Annotated in this window: 18 protein-coding genes, 3 tRNA genes and 1 pseudogene; 15 read left to right on the forward strand and 7 right to left on the reverse strand. The window is 70.8% G+C overall.

The features are described from left to right. Positions 1-25: 25 nt before the first annotated feature. Both ACWGPF_RS00775 and ACWGPF_RS00780 read left to right on the forward strand, forming a co-directional pair. Positions 26-784 (forward strand): enoyl-CoA hydratase/isomerase family protein, encoded by a 759-nt coding sequence (locus ACWGPF_RS00775; protein ID WP_452331000.1) that lies wholly within the window; start codon positions 26-28, stop codon positions 782-784. Then, a complete protein-coding gene (locus ACWGPF_RS00780; protein WP_452331001.1) occupies positions 781-1,950 on the forward strand; it encodes a thiolase family protein in 1,170 nt (389 codons plus the stop codon). Before ACWGPF_RS00775 ends, ACWGPF_RS00780 begins: the two co-directional genes overlap by 4 nt. Before the next feature lie 45 nt (positions 1,951-1,995). Here ACWGPF_RS00780 and ACWGPF_RS00785 read toward each other — a convergent pair whose 3' ends face one another. Continuing rightward, positions 1,996-2,475, reverse strand: a complete 480-nt coding sequence (locus tag ACWGPF_RS00785; protein ID WP_452331002.1) for a MarR family winged helix-turn-helix transcriptional regulator — start codon at positions 2,473-2,475, stop codon at positions 1,996-1,998. Positions 2,476-2,624: 149 nt separating this feature from the next. On the opposite strand from ACWGPF_RS00785, the gene ACWGPF_RS00790 reads away from it, so the two are divergent. The 3 genes from ACWGPF_RS00790 (at position 2,625) to ACWGPF_RS00800 (ending at position 5,411) form a co-directional block, all read left to right on the forward strand. Next, the gene (locus ACWGPF_RS00790) at positions 2,625-3,197 is read left to right on the forward strand and encodes an NADPH-dependent F420 reductase (RefSeq protein ID WP_452331003.1); all 573 of its coding nucleotides are present in this window, start codon (positions 2,625-2,627) and stop codon (positions 3,195-3,197) included. Positions 3,198-3,329: 132 nt separating this feature from the next. Beyond that, a complete protein-coding gene (locus ACWGPF_RS00795) occupies positions 3,330-4,352 on the forward strand; it encodes an LLM class flavin-dependent oxidoreductase (RefSeq protein ID WP_452331004.1) in 1,023 nt (340 codons plus the stop codon). A gap of 195 nt (positions 4,353-4,547) precedes the next feature. Then, positions 4,548-5,411: a hypothetical protein gene (locus ACWGPF_RS00800; protein ID WP_452331046.1), complete on the forward strand. Its 864-nt coding sequence runs from the start codon at positions 4,548-4,550 to the stop codon at positions 5,409-5,411. Positions 5,412-5,478: 67 nt separating this feature from the next. On the opposite strand, the pseudogene ACWGPF_RS00805 reads toward ACWGPF_RS00800, so the two are convergent. Further along, a pseudogene (locus tag ACWGPF_RS00805) lies at positions 5,479-5,802 on the reverse strand (hypothetical protein); the annotation flags it as partial. A gap of 65 nt (positions 5,803-5,867) precedes the next feature. On the opposite strand from ACWGPF_RS00805, the gene ACWGPF_RS00810 reads away from it, so the two are divergent. Next, positions 5,868-6,776 (forward strand): hypothetical protein, encoded by a 909-nt coding sequence (locus ACWGPF_RS00810; protein ID WP_452331005.1) that lies wholly within the window; start codon positions 5,868-5,870, stop codon positions 6,774-6,776. A gap of 250 nt (positions 6,777-7,026) precedes the next feature. Beyond that, a complete protein-coding gene (locus ACWGPF_RS00815; protein WP_452331006.1) occupies positions 7,027-8,832 on the forward strand; it encodes a hypothetical protein in 1,806 nt (601 codons plus the stop codon). Between the two features lie 222 nt (positions 8,833-9,054). Here ACWGPF_RS00815 and ACWGPF_RS00820 read toward each other — a convergent pair. Beyond that, positions 9,055-9,136: transfer RNA gene (locus ACWGPF_RS00820), tRNA-Tyr, on the reverse strand. A gap of 183 nt (positions 9,137-9,319) precedes the next feature. Between ACWGPF_RS00820 and ACWGPF_RS00825 the strand changes: the two genes are divergently transcribed. The 6 genes from ACWGPF_RS00825 to ACWGPF_RS00850 all read left to right on the forward strand — a co-directional run bounded on the left by ACWGPF_RS00825 (position 9,320) and on the right by ACWGPF_RS00850 (position 15,238). Beyond that, positions 9,320-10,264, forward strand: coding sequence for a hypothetical protein (locus ACWGPF_RS00825; RefSeq protein WP_452331007.1), 945 nt, complete (start codon positions 9,320-9,322; stop codon positions 10,262-10,264). A gap of 42 nt (positions 10,265-10,306) precedes the next feature. Then, positions 10,307-11,122: an inositol monophosphatase family protein gene (locus ACWGPF_RS00830; RefSeq protein ID WP_452331008.1), complete on the forward strand. Its 816-nt coding sequence runs from the start codon at positions 10,307-10,309 to the stop codon at positions 11,120-11,122. A 174-nt stretch (positions 11,123-11,296) separates the two neighbouring features. Beyond that, positions 11,297-12,508, forward strand: a complete 1,212-nt coding sequence (locus ACWGPF_RS00835; protein WP_452331009.1) for a M23 family metallopeptidase — start codon at positions 11,297-11,299, stop codon at positions 12,506-12,508. A gap of 79 nt (positions 12,509-12,587) precedes the next feature. After that, positions 12,588-12,659, forward strand: a tRNA-Thr gene (locus tag ACWGPF_RS00840). A 23-nt stretch (positions 12,660-12,682) separates the two neighbouring features. Next, positions 12,683-12,756: transfer RNA gene (locus ACWGPF_RS00845), tRNA-Met, on the forward strand. A gap of 121 nt (positions 12,757-12,877) precedes the next feature. Continuing rightward, complete coding sequence (locus ACWGPF_RS00850; RefSeq protein WP_452331010.1) at positions 12,878-15,238, forward strand: beta-galactosidase; 2,361 nt, start codon at positions 12,878-12,880, stop codon at positions 15,236-15,238. A 13-nt stretch (positions 15,239-15,251) separates the two neighbouring features. On the opposite strand, the gene ACWGPF_RS00855 is transcribed toward ACWGPF_RS00850, so the two are convergent. After that, positions 15,252-16,016, reverse strand: a complete 765-nt coding sequence (locus ACWGPF_RS00855) for a helix-turn-helix domain-containing protein (RefSeq protein WP_452331011.1) — start codon at positions 16,014-16,016, stop codon at positions 15,252-15,254. Between the two features lie 250 nt (positions 16,017-16,266). Here ACWGPF_RS00855 and ACWGPF_RS00860 point away from each other — a divergent pair, with 250 nt between their 5' ends. After that, complete coding sequence (locus tag ACWGPF_RS00860) at positions 16,267-19,227, forward strand: DUF5107 domain-containing protein (protein ID WP_452331012.1); 2,961 nt, start codon at positions 16,267-16,269, stop codon at positions 19,225-19,227. 21 nt (positions 19,228-19,248) lie between these two features. Here ACWGPF_RS00860 and ACWGPF_RS00865 read toward each other — a convergent pair whose 3' ends face one another. Beyond that, positions 19,249-19,734 carry a MarR family winged helix-turn-helix transcriptional regulator gene (locus ACWGPF_RS00865; RefSeq protein ID WP_452331013.1) on the reverse strand — a complete coding sequence of 162 codons (486 nt, stop codon included), beginning with the start codon at positions 19,732-19,734 and terminating at the stop codon, positions 19,249-19,251. A gap of 39 nt (positions 19,735-19,773) precedes the next feature. Between ACWGPF_RS00865 and ACWGPF_RS00870 the strand changes: the two genes are divergently transcribed. Then, positions 19,774-20,775 (forward strand): DMT family transporter, encoded by a 1,002-nt coding sequence (locus tag ACWGPF_RS00870; RefSeq protein WP_452331014.1) that lies wholly within the window; start codon positions 19,774-19,776, stop codon positions 20,773-20,775. Here ACWGPF_RS00870 and ACWGPF_RS00875 read toward each other — a convergent pair. Both ACWGPF_RS00875 and ACWGPF_RS00880 read right to left on the reverse strand, forming a co-directional pair. Beyond that, on the reverse strand, positions 20,663-21,343 hold the full coding sequence (locus ACWGPF_RS00875; protein ID WP_452331015.1) for a response regulator: 681 nt from the start codon (positions 21,341-21,343) through the stop codon (positions 20,663-20,665). The genes ACWGPF_RS00870 and ACWGPF_RS00875 overlap by 113 nt on opposite strands. Beyond that, entirely contained in the window at positions 21,340-22,902 is a 1,563-nt protein-coding gene (locus tag ACWGPF_RS00880; protein WP_452331016.1) for a sensor histidine kinase, read from the reverse strand. The genes ACWGPF_RS00875 and ACWGPF_RS00880 overlap by 4 nt, the downstream gene beginning before the upstream one ends. Positions 22,903-22,925: the final 23 nt, after the last annotated feature.

Consider the following 22,925-nt stretch of genomic DNA (forward strand, 5'->3'; position numbering starts at 1 on the left):
CGGCCCGCTCGCGAGGGGACCGCTCGTGAAGACCCTCGTGCTGCGTGAGCACGAAACCTGGTTGCACGTGGAGCTCGATCGGCCTGCCGTGCGCAACGCGATCGACGAGACCATGGCGGCGGAACTGCACGAGGTCTGCTCCGGCCTCGAAGAGCGGCCGAGGACCGTGGTGATCTCGGGATCGGGGGCGTCCGATCGGGGCGTGTTCGCGAGCGGCGCCGACATCGGAACGCTGCTCGCCCGTGGGCGCGACGAGGCGCTGAGAGGGCACAACGCGCGGGTGTTCTCGCGCATCGCAGCCCTCCCGATGCCGGTCATCGCGGCGGTGGACGGCTACGCGCTCGGCGGCGGGGCGGAGCTCGCGTATGCCGCCGACATCCGCATCGCCTCCGAGCGCGCCGTGTTCGGGAATCCGGAGACGGGATTGGGGATCATCGCCGCTGCGGGCGGCACTTGGCGGCTGGCGCGCATCGTCGGCGACGCGGTCGCCCGCGAGATGCTGCTGGCTGGTCGGCGTCTGACCGCGAAAGAGGCGATCGATGCCCACCTCGTGTCGTCCGTCCACGACCCGGAGGAGGTGCTGCCGGAGGCGGCACGCATCGCGGAGTCGGTGGCGGAGCAGGATCCGCTTGCCGTGCAGCTCACGAAGCGCCTCCTCGACGCTCCGCGTGACGCGCATCCGCTCGTCGACGATCTCGCGCAGGCGATCCTGTTCGAGTCCGAGGCGAAGAAGGAGCGGATGACGCGCTTCCTCGAACGATCCGGGCGCGGAGGACGATCATGACGGCGAGCTTCGTCTACGACGCCGTGCGCACGCCCTTCGGGAGGGCCGGCGGCCGACTGTCCGGGGTGCGACCGGACGACCTCGCGGCGGTGGTGATGAGGGCGGCGATCGCGCGGACGGGGGTGGACCCGGGGCGGATCGGGGATGTGATCTTCGGCGACGCGAATCAGGCAGGTGAGGACAACCGCAACGTGGCGCGATTCGGAGCGCTCCTGGCCGGCCTGCCCACGAGCGTCACGGGGACCACGGTCAACCGGCTGTGCGCCTCGTCGTTGGAAGCCGTCTTCCAGGCGTCGCGGGCGGTCGAATCGGGCGATATGGCGCTCGCGCTCGCGGGCGGCGTGGAGTCGATGAGCCGTTCTCCGTGGGTGGTCGAGAAGAGCGCGAAGGCGTTCCCGGCCGTCGGCAATCAGACTCTGTGGAACACGGCTATCGGGTGGCGCATGGTCAATCCGCGCCTTCCGGACGACTGGACGATCTCCAACGGGGAGGCCGCGGAGCGGACCGCGCGGCTCGCGGGCATCTCGCGTGAGGATCAGGACGCTTTCGCCCTTCGCAGCCACGAGCTCAGCGCGCGCGGATGGCGCGATGGCGTCTTCGACGACGAGATCGTCCAGGTTCCCGGTGCCGAGCTGGAGCGCGACGAGGGAGTCAGAGACGGCGTGTCCATCGAGAGGCTCGGCGCGCTCGCGCCGTTGTTCGCAGAGGGAGGCTCCGTCACGGCGGGGAACTCCTCGTCGATCAACGATGGAGCCTCGGCTGTGCTCATCGGCGCCGAGGGGGCTCTGCCGCAGGAGCCGCTCGCACGGATCGCCGGCCGGGGCTGGCACGGGGTGGACCCGCAGGACTTCCCCACCGCGCCGATCGCGGCGGCCGACAAGGCGCTGGCGCGGGCGGGCCGCACCTGGGTGGATGTCGATGTCGTCGAGTTGAACGAGGCGTTCGCCTCGCAGGCTCTCGCATGCATCGCCGGATGGCCGGAGCTCGACCCGTCGAGGGTGAACGTCCACGGTGGGGCGCTCGCCATGGGCCACCCGCTGGGTGCGTCGGGAGGGCGGGTGGTCGCGCATGCCGCGCACGAACTCCGTCGGCGCGGCGGAGGCCTTGCGGTCGCCGCCCTGTGCATCGGCGTGGGGCAGGGGCTGGCGGTCGTGCTGGAGCGCTGACGGCGCGGGCTGACGGGGCGCGGAAGAGTCACACGCCGCGATCCGTCAGCCCGCCGTGGTCTGGAGCGCCGAGAGGGGATCGGCTGCGCAGGCGCCGGCCTCCGCGGTGACGGACAGGCGTCCGTCGGGGTCGAGTCGCGTGAGAACGGCGAGACTGAGGCGCCCCAGCTCGTCCACCGAGCGTCGGTCGAGCCCGTCGAGGATCTTCGTCCGCACGGCGTCCGTGTACAGCGGCCTCGCCGTGGACAACGCGTCGCCGCCTCGTTCCGTGAGCACCGCGTTGGTCGCCCTGCCATCCTCTTCGCAGGGGGTGCGCGCGACGTACCCCTTCCGCTCGAGGCTCGTGATCACCCGGGACAGGCGCGGCAGCGTGGCATTGGTGCGCGACGCGAGCGCGCTCAGGCGGAGGCGGTGCCGCTCCACCCCGGCGAGGGTGTCGAGCACCGCGTACTCGAAGAACGTCAGACGAGACTCCGCCAGAGCCTTGTCGAGGGCGGTGGGCAGCAGTTCGAGGAGTGCGCTCAAGCGAGCTACAGTCGTTCGCTCGTTCAGGTCCAGGTCGTCCACTCGAACATTCTACGCCAAGAACTTGCATCTACAACAATAGTCGCGCTAGAGTTTTGCTTGTATCTACAAGCAAGCAACCTGCGGGGTTGCAGAAGGAAGGAACGCTCATGGCGAACATCACGATCTTCGGAACCGGGTCCATGGCGAACGCGATCGGCGGCGTGCTCGCTGACGGCGGCAGCTCCGTCGAGTACATCGGCAAGGACGCAGCCGTCGCCGTCGCCGGCGACATCGTCATCCTCGCCGTGCCGTACGCGGCTGTCGATGCGATCGTCGCGTCGTACGGCCCGCAGCTCGAGGGCAAGGTCGTCGTCGACATCACGAACCCGCTCGACTTCGAGACGTTCGATTCGCTCGTTGTCCCCGTCGGCAGCTCGGCGGCCGCTGAGATCCAGGCGAAGCTCCCCGGAGCGCGCGTGCTCAAGGCGTTCAATACGACCTTCGCGGCGACGCTGGCAGCCAAGACCGTCGGCGGTCTTCCCACGACCGTCCTGGTCGCGGGCGATGACGCGGCGGCGAAGGAGCAGCTCGCCGCGGCAGTCACCGCGGGCGGCGTGTCCGCTGTCGATGCGGGTGCACTCTCTCGCGCGCACGAGCTCGAGGCGTTCGGGTTCCTGCAGCTCACCCTCGCCGTCGGCGAGGCCATCTCCTGGACCGGTGGATTCGCTGTCGCCCGCTGACACCGCACCCGGGGCGCACGCCCCGGGTCCTTCCGCTGAGGGGAACGCAGCCGTGTTATTCGTCGTTCACGTCGTCGCTCGTCGGGCGGGCGGTCCTGTCGTCTCGCCGCCCGCTCCCACCGAGCGGGCATCATGACGGCGCCGTTCGAGCTGGGCATCTTCACGTTCGGCGAGCTCACGCGCGATGCCGCCGGACGGCCCATCGACGCGCGCGCCCGTCTCGAGCAGGTGCTCGAGTGGGCGCGCGTCGCGGATGAGTCGGGCCTGGACGTCTTCGGTGTGGGCGAGCACCATCGAGAGGATTTCGCCGTCTCGTCGCCGCAGCTCGTCCTCTCCGCCGTTGCTCGCGAGACCTCGCGCATCCGTCTCACGAGCACGGTCACGGTGCTGTCGAGCGCCGATCCGGTCCGCACGTTCGAGGAGTTCGCGACGCTCGACCTCCTCAGCGGCGGACGTGCCGAGCTCACCGCGGGGAGGGGCGCGTATCTGGAGTCGTTCCCCCTGTTCGGGCAGGATCTCCAGCGATACGACGAGTACTTCGAGGATCGGATCCGGCTGCTGCTGGCGATTCGTGACGAGAACCCCGTCACGTGGTCGGGCACGACGCGCCCCCCGCTCGTCGATGCGGGCGTGTGGCCGAGGCCCGCGCAAGAGCGGCTCCCGGTGTGGGCCGCCGTGGGTGGCACCGCCGCGTCTGTCGTGCGGTCGGCGAGTCTGGGCCTGCCGATGTACCTCGCGATCCTCGGAGCGCCCGCGCGCTTCCGGCCCCTGGCCGAGCTGTACCGAGCGCACACGGCACCGGAGGCGGTCTCCGCGCGGATCGGGATCACGTCCCACCTTCACGTCGGGGAGACGACTCGTCGCGCGCGCGACGCCTTCTTTCCCGCGTACGCCGGCTATATCGGCCAGAACATGCCGCGTGTCGGCCTGCTCGATCGAGCGGCGTTCGACGCCTGGGCGGGGCCCGACGGCGCGCTGCTCGCCGGGAGCCCGGCGGAGATCGTCGACAAGATCCTGTGGGAGCACGAGCTCATCGGTCACACGCGGTTCCTCGCCCAGGTCGGCCTCGGCGGCCTGTCGCAGGCGGAGACGCTGCGCTCCATCGAGTTGCTCGCGACGAAGGTCCTCCCAGAGGTTCGCCGAGCGCTCGCCTGAACTCGCATCGATGGTCGGAGAATCAGGCGCGTTCCGTCCAAGCTGGGTTGCGTTGCGGTTCCCGGCCACTGGGCGTGAGGTGATGCAACCTCTGCGGGGATGGACCGGCCGCGGACCTCGTGCGAACTTTCGTGCCACGTTGGGTTGTGGCAGGAAGTGCATCGCACGGCTACGTGCCTGAGTAGCGTCTCACGGATGGAATATCGTCCCGAGGTCCCTCAAGCTGCCTGGGGGGAGACGCGTGCCTTCGTCGAAATGGTCGTCGCTGAGTCGCGGGATCAGCTCCGATATAGCGAAGCCGCGATCTGGCACGCCGTTGCCCATCATGTGGATTGGGCCGTGTTCGTCGCGGGTCTCGATGAGGACCGGGCTCAGCTCTTCTCTCGAGCGGTCATCGCGGCGGGTGTACAGGCGATGGAGACAGAGTCGACGGCGTCGCGCGCGCGCCGGCGGTCGATCTTGCTGCGTGTGTCGGAGGCGCTGGGGGAGAGCGTCGTGCCTGTGCCGTTGCCTCCGCTCGCTGCATCTGACCCATCCGCGCCATATGCCTCGCGCGAGACCGACGCGCTCCGCATGTGGGCGTCGCTGCAGGCGACCGCCGACAAGCGTGACTCTGCTCGCGTACTGCTCGCTCTCGGGCTGGGCGCGGGCCTTCCGCCTCGAGACATTGCCCACATCACCGCCAGCTCCGTGTCGGCCGACGGGAGGTTCGTGCAGGTCGACGGTGAACGCCATCGAATCGTGCCGGTGTTCGATGACTGGGCGCACGACCTCCGTTCCATGTCGAGAGAGCAGCCGCCGGAACAGCGGCTGTTTCGACCGACGGCGGAGCCGACGAAGAACTTCATCACGACCTTCGTCCACCGTTCACAGGGCCGTGGATTGAAGCCGGCCACTCAGCGCATGCGCGCGTCGTGGTTGGTTCGCCACCTCAGCGAAGGTGTCCCCATGCAGGACCTTCTGTACTGGAGCGGCGTTGCGTCGATGGACGCGCTGGTGCGATACGAGCGCTATCTGCCTCGAGCGCGCGGAGCTGCCCCGTCAGATAGCGCTGGATGACAGCACGTTCGCGGGCTGCGGTGTCGCCCGGACCGTTGACGTCCCACGCCAGCGTGCTGAGCGTGGCTCCGCAAGCCATCAGCAGCCCCATCATCTCCGGCAGCGATACCCACACGGCTCCAGTGAGGACGCGTGAGAGCTTCTCCCGTGGCCAACCGAGCCTTCGCGCCAAGTCCTGCTGCGTGAGGTGCTCTGCGCGAAGCCACAGACGCACCGTGCGTGACAGCTGGTCCTGTGTTCGTGCTGCGCGAGACAGCGCTCGTCCATCCGCATCGCGGGGTGAGTCCGGCCAGGCGATCGCCGCGCCGATACCGAACGCCCTCGGGCCCTGGGCGAAGTCCTTTGGGCGCGCCGAACGAGCTGCTGTGGCCCGTCGTGACTGTGACGTCATAAATCACAGATTACTCAGTATGTGCTTGCTCTACGCACATGTGCGCCTTGGTCGCATAGAGGCACATGCTCAACGAAAAGGAACTGGCGATTCAGACCTACTCCCCTCGGATCGACGCGAGTGTGTGGGACAGCTCCCGCGGGTGGTGGGAGCGCGTGGTGCGGGCATATGGCAAGAGTCGGTCGGTGGCCGCTGTCAGGCTCGCGCTGACGTTCCTCGCGGGATATGTCGCGTGGCTCGATGCGGCCGGGCTGGACGTGACGGAGGCCGGCCTGCTGGGGGACGATCTCATCAGTTCCTTCGAGGCATCGCGTCGCCTGACCGTCTCGACGGCTGTCGCTGCTCGGGAGCGCAAGGTGCTCCGAGCGCTGGCGGGGATCACCTCTTCGGTCGAGCTCTCGAGACCGTCCACGAGCGCGCCCTCACTCGCCCCCTACTCGGTGGCCGAGTGCGCTCTCATCCATGCATGGGCGGACACCCAACGGAGCGAGTACGCGCGGCGGAACACTTCTGCCGTCGCGATCCTCGGGATGGGTGCAGGCCTCACGGCCGGCGAGATCGCCAGGGTGCGCGTCCGCGACGTGTGCCTGCTGGCAGACGGGCTCCCGGGCGTGAACGTCTCGTCGGGCCGTCCGCGGACCGTTCCGATCGCACGGGACTGGGAGCGGTCGGCGCGCGCGCTGATGGACGTCGACGGCCCGGACGCGTACCTCGTCGCTCCACACGCGTCCGCTCGGGCCAACCTCATACGGACGGTGGTGGCGTCGACAATCGGCGACATCCGACCTGTCGCAGGGAGGCTCCGAGCCACCTGGATCGTGAGTCACCTCGATGCCTCAACGCCGGTCCCGATCCTGCTGACCGCTGCCGGGCTCACGTCCGCGGACTCGCTGCGCAGATTTCTTCCGTACACCCGCATGTGGACGGACCCTGTGGCGATCTCCCTGCTCCGAGATGGCGGAGTGAGGTGCTGACGTCTGTGCTCCCGGTAAATCTTACGAAATGTTACGGCGGACCTCGTGCCCGCTTCAGGGGGGTGTTTTTTCGTCCTCTTACCTGGGTAAAGAACTACTCGATGCGGTCCGGCATTGGTGCTGCTGGCTCGGCGATGTCGCGCGGAAAAAGGGGGCCCGCGCATACACCAGGCATGTACGCCAATGAGTTCTTTTCAAAGCCGCGCGCCGATGTGCTCCGCGCGGCCCTTCGCCCGAGCGGGTGGGACGCGTGAACGACGACGAGCTCGTCCTCCATGACCCTGCCCGGCGCGGGCCGGTGCCCACGCAGACGATCCGGATGGCGGCCCGGATCGTCGATCAGTCTGGCGTGGTCGAGATGCTCGCACGGTGGGAAGAGGAAGACCGCGTCTATCGGGGTGGTCGGACGCCGGTTCTTTCGTCTCGCGCGATCCTGATCCTCTGGATGGTGACGGCGCTCGAACTGGAGCCGATGCTGCTTCGTAGTGTCGAGGCGATTCTCCGTCACCGTCTCACACCGAAGACCGCGGAGGAACTCGGCGTCCGCCTCGATCCGTCCGCTGGTGTGACGGCGCATTATGAACGCGCTCGGTCGGCGACACAGCGCATCCTGCGTCTCGTCGACGCGTTTCCCCTCCCTGACCGCCGCCGTGCGCTGACGAAGGACGAGTACGAAGAGGTGCTCGCTGCGCGCGAACGGGACGCGGATCGGCTGAACGTCCGGGCTCGTCGCAATATGCACTTCAACAACGCACTCCTCGAAGCGACACTGCAGATGCTCCCTTCCACCTTCCACGACGACACAATGTCGGTCGTTATCGACGCGACACGGTTCCGGCTCCATTCACGCGGAGTGGGGAAAGGGCGCCTGGCCCGTATGCAGGGGCACGAGACGGTATCGTCCGAACCGGATGCGGGTTTCTATGTGAGAGATGCCAAGCATCGCCCCATCCCCGACGACAAGCGCGGCTCGAGGTCACCGAAGATCGTCGAGTACGCTCTCGAGGCAGAGTTTGCCGTCTGGACGACGAATGATCCGTCCAAGCCCTCCGCTGTCCCCAACATCGTGGTGTCGTACGCGCAGCATCGGCCGGGCGCCCTCGTCGGCGAATCCGCGCGGGCGATGGTCGACAGCCTCGCCGAACGTGGACACCATCTCGATCACCTCGTCGCGGACCGCGCGTATCTGCCGGGAGCGAAGGAAGAGGTCCTCCAGATCCCGATGCGACGCCGCGGCGTCAAGCTCGTCATGGACTATCCGAAGAGCGCGCTCGGAGTACAGGAGAACGCGAACGGCGCGATCCTCGTCGACGGGTCGTGGTACTCGCCCGCTCTCCCTCCGAAGCTCCGCGAACGAGGGAAGGCCATCCGCGACCGGATCGATGCGATCGACGCCGACGACGTCACCGACGAGAAGAAAGCCTCACGTCGACGAGCGCCGCTGCAGGAATGGCGCGACCTCGCGGCCGCGCGTGCGCCCTACCTTCTCCGAGCGAAGGAACGCATGGACGAGCGCGGCAAGACGCCGATGATGTGCCCTGCCGCAGGCCCGAACCCGACGATGACCTGCCCGCTGAAACCGCTCCTCGACGCGCGGAAGAAATCGCGCGCGCTCATGCCCGTGGTCTATCCGCCGTCGCACCCGGGAACCATCTGCACCAACAAGAGCTCGGCTGCCTTCACCGCAGAAGACGGTGGAAAATACGAGCAGTACTACCAGTACCGCAGCCCGGAATGGGAAGCGCACTACAACCACGCGCGCTCCCAGGTGGAGTCCTACAACGACTTCGTCAAGGACCCCGCCACCTTCGCGCTCGCGGAAGGCCGACGCCGGCGCATGCGCGGCTACACCGCGCAGAGCCTCCTCGTCGTGCTCACCCTCGTCGCTGCCAACATGAAGAAGATCCGCGACTTCCTCCACGCTCGCGCCGAGGACGCACTCGACCGCGAGCAGGGACTGGAGCCACCCAAGGCCAAGACGCGACGCACCCGACGCACAGCCCCCGACGTCCGCGTCGCCGCTCGAACCCGCAAGCGAGCACCCAGTCGAACATAGGCGCACACCCGCCCTCACGCGTACACCCATCGCACGACCGACGGGCGGAGCCTGCCCGGAAGCTGCACCAGGCGCACCACGCACGATAGGGACGCGGTCAAGATGGGCTCTGCGGGCGACCGATCCGTCATAAAACCCGAAAACCCCCCGCTCTCGCGGGGGGTTTTCTCGTCCTGCCGAGATTCCCGAACAATCTTCCCGAGAATCCCGAACAGCCCTGGGTGGCAAGTGAGGGATTCGAACCCCCGAAGCATGACGCGGCTGATTTACAGTCAGCTCCCTTTGGCCGCTCGGGCAACTTGCCAGGGCGCGCCCGCCCGACTTGCACAGACGACCGGAGGCGCGGAAACCCATGTTACCCCGCCATGGCGGGGAGATGAAATCCTCGGATGCCCGGGCGCGTTGACGCAGGCAGCCCGTGGGGCGCGGCAGGGGATGGGAGGATGGCACCATCCGGGGCGCCGGCCCCGTCGAGAGGGGGGTCCTCATGTCCGCACCGCAGGCGCCGTACGCGCAGCCGCCGCAGGACAAGCCGATGTCGAAGCTCATCACGGGCGCCATCTGGATCGCGATCGGCTCCCTCATCGCCGCGGCGATCGTATGCGTGGTCTGGGTGCTCGTCGGCGATCAGAACGGCCTGGTCGGCAAGGCGTTCACGACCGTGCTCCTGCTCGCCGCCTTCGCCGGCGTCGTGCTGCTCGACGCGAACCTCGCGGCCCGGCGCCCCGACTGGTTCGCCCTCGCGAGCATGGTGTCGTGGGTCATCGCGCTGCTCGTCGGCGCGGTGAAGATCTGGCTCGACGTCAGGCCCTCGTGGGCCGGCGACGACTACCGGTACCTCGAGTACGGTGCGAGCGGCGTGGAGCGGTTCTTCCAGCTCCTCTTCGTCATCGTCGTCCTCCAGCTCGCGCTCCTCCACCTGCGTCTGTTCTGGCGCGCGGCGGAGCGCCACGTCACGGCTTTCACGCGCGGTGTGGCGAGCGCGACGACGGTGTTCGTCGTCGCGCTCGCGCTGCTCCTCGTGTTCTTCCTCACCTTCCCCGATTCGTTCGACTACGCCGATCTGTACTGGCGCATCGTCGTGGCCCTCGCCATCCTTGCGGCGGTCGGGACGACCCTGCTCCCGCTCCTGAACGCGCTGTTCGCTCCGAAGCGGCCGCGCGAGCGCCCCGTCACGACGGCGGCACCGCAGGTGCACGCCGGCGGCTACGCGGCGCCGCAGGGATGGCCGACGTACTACGACGGCGTCACGCCGCTCCCCGTTCTCCCCGACGGCAGCCCCGACTGGAACGCGTACTACACGGGCTACCCGACTCCGCAGCCGCCGCTGCCGTACACGCCGTCAGCGGCCGTGCCCCCGCCGTTGCCGCTGCCGCCTCAGTCACCGCTGCCGCCTCGTCCTCCGCTGCCGCCCGTGCCGCCCGTCGTCTGACCGGTTCACGCCCCGTTCGCCCGCCGCGGATACCGTGGAGGGGTGACCCTCGAACTCGATCTCCGCGACCTCGCCATCGACATCGCCCGCGAAGCCGGCGCCCTCGCGCATCGGCGCCGCGAGGAGGGGGTCGCCATCGCGGCGAGCAAGTCGACGCTCGCCGACATCGTGACCGAGGCCGACCGCGAGGTGGAGGAGCTCATCCGCGCGCGGCTCGCCGCCGAGCGGCCGGGCGACGGGTTCCTCGGCGAGGAGTCGGGCGGCGACGCGGGGGAGTCGGGCGTCACATGGGTCGTCGACCCCATCGACGGCACCGTCAACTACGCGTTCGGCCAGCCGTCGTACGGCGTGAGCATCGCGGCCGTCACGGGGCCGGCCGACCCGGGCGGATGGCGCCTGGAAGCGGGCGCGGTCGTCGCGCCCGCGCTCGGCGAGGTCTACTCCGCTGCGCGCGGCCATGGTGCGTTCCTGGGCGAGCGGCGTCTCGCCGTCACGGCGGAGGCGCCCGCCGGGGCGCTCGTCGCGACGGGATTCGGGTACGACCCCGCGACGCACGCCGCCACGCTCGACGAGATCCGGGGCGTCATGCCGCTCGCGCGCGACCTGCGCCGCGCGGGCGCCGCCTCGCTCGATCTCGCGTTCGTCGCGGCCGGTCGGCTCGACGCGTACTTCGAGCGCGGGCTCAAGCCGTGGGACCTCGCGGCGGGCGCGCTGCTCGTCGCCGAGGCCGGCGGCCGGGTGGGATTGCTCGATGCCGACGCGTGGGGCAGGACGATGATGATCGCGGCGGCGGAGCACGTCTACGACGCCCTCGCCGAGGCGCTCCGACCGGGGGCGACAGCGCGTGCACAGGTGTGATCTCGCGTGACTTCTTCCACCTTTTCGTGATCCCGGATGGCGCTCCCAGGGATCATCGGGTACCGTGGGGTTACCCGATCGTTACTTTTGTGACCCTGACTTGCAAGGTGCGCGATCACACCCCCTGATGACGTTCCTCGCTGTTCCCCCGCAGCGACCGACGGAAAGTACGCCTTGCCGCTCGACTCCCCCCTGGCCGAAGCCGCGCCCGCACGCGGCACGCGTCGCGCCCGCCGCGCGACGCCGGCACCGGAGCCGCTGAGCGAGCAGACGCGTGCTGACGATGTCGAGACGGCTCTGCCCGAGCCGCCGCTGACGCGTCGCCGGCTCCGCGAGCTCGCCTCGGCCACCCCGGCCCCCGAGATCATCCACGACGGCGACGCCGACTTCGGCGAAGCGCTCAAGGTCGCCGAGCAGGTGGCGACCACCGCTCCCGAGACGGGTGTCATCCCGCTGCCGGAGGAGGACGAGTTCCTCGCCGCCGCACGCGCCCTGAAGTTCACGGCCGAGAACGCGGTCATCCCTCCCGCTCCGACGGCGATGCCCGAAGCCGTGCCCGCTGCCGAGCACATCGCACCCCGTAAGGGCCGTGCGTTCCGCCGCGTCGCGACGACGGCCGCGTCGCTGGGCGCCATGGGTGTCATCGGCCTCCTCGCCGTCGGCATGACGACGCCGCTCGGGGCCGTCGCGCAGGGCGACACCGCCGCCGCGACCGTGTCGATCGCCGCTTCGGCGGGCGACGACCAGGACCTCGCCGACGAGGAGATCCAGGCGTACGTCGCCTCGTCCGACGTCCAGAACGCCGACGTCTCGCGCTCGCAGGCGTACACGGCAGAGACCTTCGCCTCGCTCGCCTCGGCCGACGGCATCTCGACGAGCGGCGCGTTCTTCGTCAACGACCCGACGGCCGACATCCAGTGGCCGTTCGCCGTGGGCACGAGCATGAGCTCGGGCTACGGCATGCGCTGGGGTCGCCTCCACGAGGGCATCGACTTCACGCCCGGCGACGGAGCACCCGTGCAGGCGATCGCCGACGGAGTCGTGCGCATCGCGACGGAGTCGGGCGGGGCCTACGGCGTGACCGTCTACATCGATCACGTGATCGACGGCCAGGTCGTCACGAGCCACTACGCGCACATGCAGTACGGCTCGCTGCAGGTCGTGCAGGGGCAGCGCGTCGAGGTCGGCGACGTCGTCGGGCTGACGGGCAATACCGGCCGCTCGTACGGCGCGCACATGCACTTCGAGGTCATCATCAACGGGTCGACCACCGACCCGTTGCCGTGGCTGCAGGAGCACGCGAACACGCGCTACAGCGACGACGAGGAGGTCGAGGCGACCGCCGCCATCGACGAGCTCCTCGGGTCGGAGATCACCTCCGACTGACCGACGCGCGCGGCGTCCGCCGGTTCGCGAGCGCAGACGCGAGATGGTATTCTCGTCTGGTTGCCTTCCGAGGTGACACGCCCCGATAGCTCAGTGGCAGAGCACTTCCATGGTAAGGAAGGGGTCGTCAGTTCAATCCTGACTCGGGGCTCGCAGCATCATTCGATGCCGTGCGGCAGGGTAGCTCAGTTGGTGAGAGCGCACGACTCATAATCGTGAGGTCGCGGGTTCAAGCCCCGCTCCTGCTACAAGATGAAACCCCGGCTCCACCCGGGGTTTTGTCGTATCTGCATCATGATCGGCGGATCATCCAGGTGCGACGTGGGATCGTCATGGAGGGGGAGGCGGCCGGCCGACTAGGTTCGTCGGGTGACCGCTTCGTCAGACGTCCAACACGCCGTGCCCTTCCGCATCCGCGTCTGCGCGCCGACGCCGGTCACCGGCACGCCCCTCGAGATGGGGGACGCCGACGGCACCGGACGGCGCGTGCAGGTGACGAGCCGCTACCTCACGCGCGACGGCGCCCCGTGGATCCCCGCCATGGGCGAGTACCACTTCGGCCGCGACCTCCCCGAGAACTGGGAGGTCGAGCTGCGCAAGATGAAGTCCGGCGGCATCTCCGTCGTGGCGACCTACATGATCTGGATCCTCCATGAGGAGGACCGAGGCGAGGTGCGCTGGGACGGGCCGCGTGACATCCGCCGCTTCATCCGGCTCGCGCAGGAGGTCGGCCTCGAGGTCATGCTGCGGATCGGGCCGTGGGCGCACGGCGAAGCCCGCAACGGCGGGTTCCCCGACTGGCTCCAGGCGCTGCCGATCCGGCACCGGTCGAACGACCCGGCCTACCTCGAGCTGACGCGCCGATGGTACGCGGGCATCGAAGAGCAGGTGCGCGGGCTCTTCCACACGGCGGAGAACCCGTCAGGGCCGATCATCGGGATCCAGGTCGACAACGAACTGTACGACGACGGTCCGCATCTCGCCGCCCTCCGCGACATCGCGGAGGAGGTCGGAATGACGGCGAGCCTGTGGACGGCGACCGGCTGGGGCGGCGCCGAGCTGCCCTACGGCCGCGTGCTGCCGGTCTACGCCGGCTACAGCGACGGGTTCTGGGAGGAGTCGGACACGGGGTGGCCGGCGTTCGGCGTCACGCACTTCACCTACAGCACGGTCCGCGACGACCTCACCGTGGGCGCCGATCTGCGCGAGGCGCCTGCCGTCGTGCACGGCGACGCCGCTCTCGGGGCGGATGACCCCTGGCCGTTCGCGACCTGCGAGCTGGGCGGCGGGATGGCCGTCGCCTACCACCGGAGGCCGCTCGTCGATCCCGACGACGTCACCGCCCTCGCGCTCACCAAGCTGGGGAGCGGCTCCGCCTGGCAGGGCTACTACATGTACCACGGCGGGCTCCACCCGATCGGGGACCGCTCGACGACGCAGGAGTCGCAGGCGACGGGGTACCCGAACGACCTGCCGTCGCGCGACTACGACTTCTCCGCACCGCTGGGGGCCGCCGGTACCGAGCGCCCGCACTTCCACGCGCTGCGCCGGCAGCACCTGATGCTCGCCGCCTTCGCAGCCCAGATCGCTCCGGCGGCGGCGACGATCCCCGAGCCGGTCGACGGGGCGCCGCGCTGGGCTGTGCGCTCGACCGGCGCCTCGGGCTTCCTGTTCGCGAACAACCACCAGCCGGCGATCGCCGCGCTCGAGGCGATCGACGGGGTCCGGTTCGGGGTGCAGTTCGACGACGGCGAGCTCACCGTGCCGACGCGTCCGGTGCGCATCGCGTCGGGTGCCCACTTCGTCTGGCCGCTGCGTCAGCGGTACGGCGCCATCCCCGCGCTCACGGTCACCGCGCAGCCGATCACGCAGCGGACGACCGAGGAGGGCACGATGGTGATCTTCGCGGCCGTCGACGGCATCGAGGTCGAGCTGCAGCTGGAGGGCGTGCGGGCGGCGGACGTCTCGGGCGCCGAGGTCGACATCGACGGCGGCGTCGTCATCGCGAGGCCCCACGCCGCACCGGGGCTCGCCTGCGAGGTGCGCGTGGGCGACACGACGCTGGTCTTCCTCGACGCCGCGCGGGGCGACGCCGTGTGGCGCGGCGACATCGGCGGTCGCGACTCGGTGGTCATCTGGCAGGGGTCGGGATGGTTCGACACGGCCTTCCGCGCGGTCGTCGACGACCGCTCGCGCGAGATCGCCGTGTTCCCTCCGCTCGAGGAGGCGGCGCCGGCCGAGCTCCCGCGCGAGGGGACGGTCTTCACCCGCTACGAGGTGCCCGCCGCGAGTGCTTCCCGGGACCTGGATGTGGCCGACTTCCCGTGCGCGCCCGTGGCTCCCGTGCGGAGGGGCGGATCATCGAACCGGCTGTCCGCACCCCGCGACGCCGACTTCGCCGACGCGGCCGTCGTGGAGCTCGCCGTGCACCCGGACCCGCACGAAGGGGAGCGCGCGATCCTGGAGCTCGACTGGACGGGCGACGTCATCCGGGTGCTGCTCGGAGACCGGCTGATCGCCGACCAGTTCTGGTACGGGCGGGCGCTCGAGATCGACCTCACGCCCTATGCGGCGGAGCTCGAGACGACCCCGCTGACGCTCCAGGCGTTCGCGTGGTCGCCAGCGTCGCCCGTGTACGTCGATCCGCGCGTGCGCCCCGACGTGCAGGCGCCGGTGCTCGCCATCCACTCGGCGCGGGTGCGGTCGCTGCGCACCGTTGCCCTCGCATGACCGGCGGCGCCGCTCACCCCTTGTGCAGCGCCCGGTACCGCGTGGGGTTCATCCCGTGGACCCGCCGGAAGTGACGCGAGAAGTACAGCGGATCGGCGTAGCCGACGGCCGCCGCGATCTCGCTCACGCTCGACGACGTCGTGTCGAGCAGGCCGCGCGCACGCGCCATCTTGAGCGACGTGTGGAAGGCGCCGGGCCCGCCGCCCGTCGCGCGCCGGAAGAGCGCGCTGAGATGCGAGGGCGACAGGCCCACCATCGCCGCGAGCTCGGCGACCGGGATGTTGCCGTCGACCCTGGCCTCGAGGAAGCGCATCGCCCGCTCGAGCGGTGAGCCCTCGGCGGGGAGGATGCTGTCGGCGACGATGCGCGTGAGGAGCTGCCACGCGACGCCCGCAGCGGCGACCAGCTGCACGGGAGAGAGGCGCCGCTCGAGCAGTCCGACCAGCTCGTCGAAGAGCGCGGCCACCCCCTCGATCGACCGCAGTCGCGTGAGCGGGCGAGGGATGCCCAGGAGCGGCCCCGTCAGCTCCGCGACATCCGTCCCGCGAACGTGCATCCACCAGATCGTCCATGGGTCGTCTCTCGATGCCACGTACTCGTGCGGCTGGTGCGCGGGGATCACGATGCAGGCGCCCGACGTGAGCGGGTGCGCGGCGTCGCCCAGGTGCACCGTGCCCGAACCGGTGACGCACAGCATGACGATGGTCTCGGCTGCGCCCCGCTCACGCACACGGCGATGGCCCGCGGCCGCAGGGAAGTAACCGGCGTCCGTGACCATCAGTCGCCGCGTTGCCGGCTGGGTGAGCGCTGCCTCCACCTGGGGTCGCGGGACCACGCAGAGGCGCTGGTTGCGGAAGCCGTCCGTGCGGGATCCGGCATCCTCGCGTGTCGCTGTTTCGTCCATGGATGTCCTCGCTCTCACCATACCCGGGAGGTTCGCCGTTCCGTACCGTCGAGAGGGATGGGCAGCCCCCGCTGCCGAAGCACCGTCCGGCCGTCCGGCCGCGAACTCCTCGAGGAGGTCAGCGATGTCCGCTGAACGAAGCGACGTCGACGCCGCCCCCGACGCCGGGCTGCTGATCCTGCCCCACGCCCCCGCGGACGAGGCTGCGGCCCTCGCGCGCGGCGAGGCGGTCGCCTGGCGGGAGCCGCTGACGATCCGCACGTACGAGGCGGGGGAGCCGAGCGCCTACCCGATGTATCTCGATCGCCGCGTGTACCAGGGGTCGAGCGGTACGGTCTATCCGCTGCCCTTCACGGAGAGCGTCGCCGATGAGCCGACGATGCGCTCGTGGGACGCCGTCCATCTCGAGAACGAGTTCGTGCGCCTCGTCGTCCTCCCCGAGCTGGGCGGCCGCATCCACGTCGGCTACGACAAGACCACCGGGTACGACTTCTTCTACCGCAACAACGTCATCAAGCCCGCCCTCGTGGGGCTCGCCGGGCCCTGGATCTCGGGCGGCGTGGAGTTCAACTGGCCGCAGCACCACCGCCCGGCGACCTTCCTCCCCGTCGACACGACGATCGAGCGCGACCCCGACGGCGCCGTGACGGTCTGGTGCCACGATCATGAGCCCTTCGCCCGCATGTCGGCGCAGCACGGCGTCCGGCTGCGGCCGGGGAGCTCCGTCGTCGAGCTGGCCGTGCGCCTGCACAACCGCACGGACGAGCGGCAGACCTTCCTGTGGTGGGCGAACGTCGCGGCGCGCGTACACGACGACTACCAGTCGTTCTTCCCCGAGGACGTGCGCTACGTCGCCGACCATGCGCGGCGCGCGCTCACCGCGTTCCCCGAGGCCGACCGGCCCTATTACGGCGTCGACTACCCGGCGCTCGCCGCGGAGCGGCCCGGCGCAGACCGCATCGACTGGTACCGCAACATCCCCGTGCCGACGTCGTACATGATCGTCGACTCCGAGCAGGATTTCTTCGGCGGCTACGACCATGCGGCGGGAGCCGGCTTCGTGCACTGGGCCGAGCGGCGGCTGTCGCCCGGCAAGAAGCAGTGGACCTGGGGCGACGCGCCCTTCGGGCACGCCTGGGACGCCCAGCTCACGGACGACGACGGGCCGTACGTCGAGCTCATGGCCGGCGTCTACACCGACAACCAGCCCGACTTCTCGTGGATCCTGCCCGGCGAGACGAAGGTCTTCACCCAGTACTGGTACCCGATCCCCGCCATCGGGCCCGTGCATCAGGCGACCCCCGACGCCGCCGTGCACGTCGAGCGCGGTGCGCGCCTGGAGGCCGCGTTCGCGACCACGCGCAGGCATCCCGGGGCCGTCGCCCGCGTGCGCGTCGGCGACCGCGTCGTCGCCGAGCGCACGGTCGACGTCGCCCCCGGCGCTTCCGTGCGCATCGACGCCGACCTCGGCGGCGATCACGGCGACGATGTCGCCGTGGAGCTGGTCTCGCACGGCGGCCGTGTGCTCGTCCGGTGGACGCCGGCCGTCGTCGACGATGCGGAGCCGTGGGTCGCGGAGGAACCGCCGCTGCCCGAGCAGATCGAGTCGGTGGAGGAGCTCTACCTCACGGGCCTGCACCTCAGCCAGTACCGGCACCCGACGCGCAGCCCGATGGCGTACTGGACCGCTGCGCTCGAGCGCGACGCGGGCGACGTGCGGACGAACCTCGCGCTCGCCGACCGCGACTACCGGTCGGGTCGCTACGGGCGCGCCCTCGAGCGGGTCGACCGCGCGCTCGCCCGGCTGACGCGTCGCAACGCGAATCCGGTCGACGCCGAGGCGTTCCACCTGAAGGGGCTCATCCTGCGCCGCCTCGGGCGCACGGTCGACGCCGAGCAGGCGTTCGGAAAGGCGGGGTGGGATGGCACCTGGGCGGCGGCCGCGGGGTTCGCGCTCGCGCAGTCGCTCGCGGGGCGCGGTCGCGATCGCGCGGCGCTGCGCGTGCTCGACTCGCTCGACGGCGTCGTCGGGCACGACACCCGGCGCATCGCGCTGCGTGCCGTCATCCTGCGGCGACAGGGCGCGCACGCGCAGGCCGATGAGCTGCTCCATGACGCGCTCCGAGCCGACCCGCTCGACGCGGTGCTGCGTGTGCTCGCGGGGCGGCCGGTCGCCCGCGATGCCGGGCTGCGGATCGACGTCGCGCTCGACCTGCGCCGCGCGGGCGCCGTCGACGAGGCGCTCGCCGCTCTCGACGAGGCGGCCGCGTCGCCGGCGGACGCGGGGGGCAACCACCGCCCGATCGCGCTCTACCTGGCCGCCGCCATCCTGGACGAGGTCGGCAGGGCCGCCGACGCCGCCGATGCGCGGGCACGGGCGCAGGCGGCCGATGCGACGCGCGCGTTCCCGTCGGGACTCGATGCGTTCGACGCGCTGGAGGCCGCTCTGCGCGCCGAGCCCGACGACACGCGCGCCCACGCGCTCATCGGCATGCTGCTGTACGCGCAGGGTCGCCGCCGGCGTGCGGCCGCGCACTGGGATCGTGCGGCGGAGCTCGGCCTCGTCGACGTCGTGCTGCTGCGCAACGCGGCCCTCGCCGCCTTCAACGTCGCGCACGACGACGCGGCGGCGTGGGCGCTCTATGCGCGCGCCGTCGCCATGGCGCCGCAGGATGCGCGGGTCCGCTACGAGCAGGACCAGCTGGCTGCGCGCCTCGGGCACGCGTCCGCCGACAGGCTCGCCCGCCTGCGGGCCGTGGAAGACCTCGTCCTCAGCCGCGACGACTTCACGGTCGAGTACGTCGGGCTGCTCGTCGCGGAGGGTGACGCGGAGTCGGCCCTCCGCATCCTCGTCAGCCGCTCCTTCCATCCGTGGGAGGGCGGCGAGGGCCGGGTCATCGCCGCCTGGGACGCGACGTTGGCGGCGCTCGGGATGCCGCCGGCCGATCCGCCGCCGTCGCTGGGCGAGGCGCGGTCCGACTACGCCGCGCCCGCGGCGCGGCGCGAGGACGGTGCCGCCGACTACTTCGCGACGAGTCTTCCCGAGCTGCTGCTCTTCGCCCGCGAGACGGATGAGGCCGACTGACTGCGGGCCGCCGCGCCCGCGTCAGTCGCGGATCAGCTTGCGGAGCAGCTCCTCGAGCTGCGCGCGCTCGCCGTCGTCGAGCGGAGAGAGCAGCCGGCTCTCCAGGCGCAGGTGCGCGGGATAGGCCTCGTCGATGAGCGTGCGTCCCTCGGGCGTGAGCTCCACGATGCGACCGCGGGCGTCATCTGCCCGCTGGTGCCGCAGCACGAGCCCGGCCGCTTCGAGCCGGTCGACGCGCTTCGACGTCGCGCCCGCTGTCACCACGGTGTGCTCGGCGATGTCGCCCTGTGAGAGAGCGAAGGGCTCGCCGGCCCGGCGGAGCGCGCACAGGACGTCGAACTCGCCCTCTCCCAGGCCGAAACGCCGGTAGTTGTCGATCAGCTCCCGCGTGAAGTCGTCCGAGATCCTGCGCATCCTGCCGATCACCGCCATCGGACTCGGGTCGAGGTCGGGGCGTTCGCGACGCCACTGCTCGACGAAGACCCCGATGCGATCGATGTCACCCATGCGCCCATCCTAGTTTCCATGGAACGTATACTCGTTTCCATGGAAACTGATTTAGGGCGGTCGGGCGCGTGGAACGCGATCCGATGGCCCCTCGTCGCCGCGATCGGCCCGATCGCGTTCGGGTCGACGTACTTCGTGACGCACGAGTACCTTCCCAGCGACTCCCCGCTGTGGGGATCGGCGATACGGGCGCTGCCGGCGGGCATCGTCCTCCTCGTCGTCTCGCGACGTCTGCCGACGGGCGCGTGGTGGTGGCGTTCGGCGGTGCTCGGCACCCTGAACATGGGGATGTTCTTCTGTCTCGTGTACGTGGCCGCCCAGCTGCTGCCGTCCAGCGTCGCCGCCTCGCTGACGGCGGCGAGCCCGATCGTGATCGCCGTCGCGGCCTGGGCCCTCATCCGCGAGCGCCCCGCGCCGCGGGTCGTCGTCGGCGCGCTGGTCGGCGGCGCCGGCGTGCTCCTCGTCGTCGGGACGGCGAGCGGCGCACTGGACGGCTGGGGCATCGCGGCGTCGGTCGCGTCGATGGTGCTGTCGTCGATCGGCGCGATCCTGACGAAGCGGTGGCAGGACGACACGCCCGTGCTCGCGGTCACGGCGTGGCAGCTGGTCGTGGGCGGTCTCGAGCTCCTCGCGGCCGCCGTCCTCGTCGAAGGCGCGGCGCCGGCGGTCGCACCCGTCGAGGCGCTCGCCTTCGCCTACGTGAGCCTCATCGCCACCGCCCTCGGCTTCGTCTGCTGGTTCGCCGGCTTCCGTCACCTTCCCGCAGGGGTCGTCGGCGTCATCGGCCTGCTGAACCCCGTCACGGGCGTCGCGCTCGGAGTGCTCGCGGGCGGCGAGGTCCTCGCCCCGCTGCAGCTCGTGGGCATCCTCCTCGTGCTCGCGAGCATGGCGATCGTCACCTCCCGACGTCGACCGCAGGCGCCCGCCCTCACCTCCCGGTCGCGAGGTACCGGTGCTCGGGGCGGCCGGTCGCGCCGTACCGCGGGACGACGGTCGCCTCGCCGAGCTCGACGAGGCGCTCGAGGTAGCGACGGGCGCTGACGCGCGACATCCCGAGCCGCTCCGCGATGCCCGTCGCCGACGCGTCGTGCGGTTCGGACCGCAGCGCGCCGAGCACAGCCTGCAGCGTGCGCTCGTTGACGCCCTTGCGCACGAACCGCGGACCGTGCGCCGAGCCGAGCACGGCGTCGATGCGCTCCTGGTCGAGCGTCGACCGCGCGAGGTCGGCGTCCTGGGCGACGACGGTGCGCACGTCGTCGAGCCGCTGGTGCAGCGCGTCCATCGCGAACGGCTTCACGAGGTAGTGCCGCACGCCCTGCACGCGCGCGAGTCGCACGGTTTCGAGATCGCGTGCTGCCGTCACGGCGATGACCTCGACACGGCTGCCGCGCGCGCGGGCCCGCCGCAGCACCGTGAGCCCCGACATGTCGGGGAGGTGCACGTCGAGCAGTACGACGTCGGGGTCGAGCGTCTCGATGCTCTCGAGCGCGGACTCGCCCGTCGCGCACACGGCGACGACCTGGAAGTGCGGATGGCGCTCCACGAAACCGCGTGTGACGACCGCGACGGCGGGCTCGTCCTCCACGATGAGCACGCGCAGCCGCGTCATCGTCGACCCGCCCCGACTCTCACCGGGACGACGACCGCGATGCGCGCGCCCCCGAGAGCCGAGCCGCCCACCTCGATCGAGCCCCCGAGCCGGCGCACGACGCGCTGCACGAGAGTGAGCCCGTAGCCGCGCCCGCCCGTGCTGCTCTTCGACGTGTGCCCGAGGTCGAAGATGCTCGACCGTTCCTCCGCCGCGATCCCCGGCCCGTCGTCCGCCACCTCGATCGAGCCGCCGCCGCCCGACCCCCGCAGGCGCACCTCGACCGCTCCGTGCGGGGCGCTCGCCTCGATCGCGTTGTCGACGAGGTTGCCCGTGATCGTCACGAGGTCGGCGCCGTCGACCGCGAACGCCTCGACGAGCTCCGACGCGTCGACCGTCAGCGAGACGCCGAGCTCGCGCGCCCTCGCCTTCTTCGCGAGCAGGAGCGCCGCCAGCTCGAGATCGTGGATGCCCGCGATGGAGGCGTCGGAGATGGCCCCGCCGTCGCCCGCGCTGCGTACGAGCCGGAGCGCCGCGGCGCCCTCGCCGAGCTCGAGCAGCCCGCCGATCGTGTGGAGGGTGTTCGCGAACTCGTGCCGCTGCGCGCGCAGACCCTCGGCGATGCTCTGCGCTCCCGCCAGCTCGCGCAGCGCCGCATCGGTCTCGGTGCGGTCCATGAGGATGACGACGGCCCCGACCGCCTTGCCGTGGACGAGCACGGCATCGGCGTGCGCGACGAGCACGCGCTCGCCCGCGAGCACGAGCGCCTGCGACTGCGACGACACCGCCTCGTCGAGGTCGAGCTCCAGCACCTCGGCGAAGGGCTGGCCCACGGCCGCCGCGCCGCCCAGCAGGCGTGCGGCCGCGTCGTTGCAGAGCACGACGTCGCCCGCCTCGTCGACGACGAGGATGCCCTCGCGGATGCCGTGCAGCGTCGCATCCCGGGTCTCCAGCATCGCCTTGATCTCGTCGGGCTCGAGGCCGTACGTGCGCCGTCGCACGATGCTCGCGAGCGCGAACGACAGGGCGAGCCCCCCGATCGCGGCCCCCGTCAGCCATCCGACGAGCATGCCGAGCGAGCCGAGCAGGTCGGCGCGCAGATCCGACTCCAGCATCCCCACCGAGGCCTGCCCGACGACCTCCCCGTCCACGCCGAAGACCGGGACCTTGACGCGCCACGACTCCCCGAGCGTCCCGGTCTGCGTCCCGACGAACACCTCGCCGGATGTCGCGGCGGTCGGCTCCGTCGACGCCCGCTCGCCGATGCGGTCGGGATCGGGGTGGGAGAAGCGGATGCCCTCGACATCCGTCACGACGACGTACGTCACGTCGGCCGAGGTGCGGATGAGCTCGGCGATCGGCTGGATGACCGCCGACGGATCGGGGTCGTCGAACGCCTCGACGACCGTCGGCAGCTGCGCGACCGACTGCGCGACGCCGATCATCCGATCGAGGTACTGGTCGCGGATCTGACGCTCCTGGACGAGCACCGCCGCGATGCCGGCGCTGAGGATGACGACGAGCATGACGGCGCCCTGCAGCAGGACGAGCTGGCTCCGCAGCGGCATTGCCCGGATCATGAAGCCGATCGTATGGCACCGCC

Source organism: Microbacterium sp. NPDC055683, assembly GCF_053617895.1.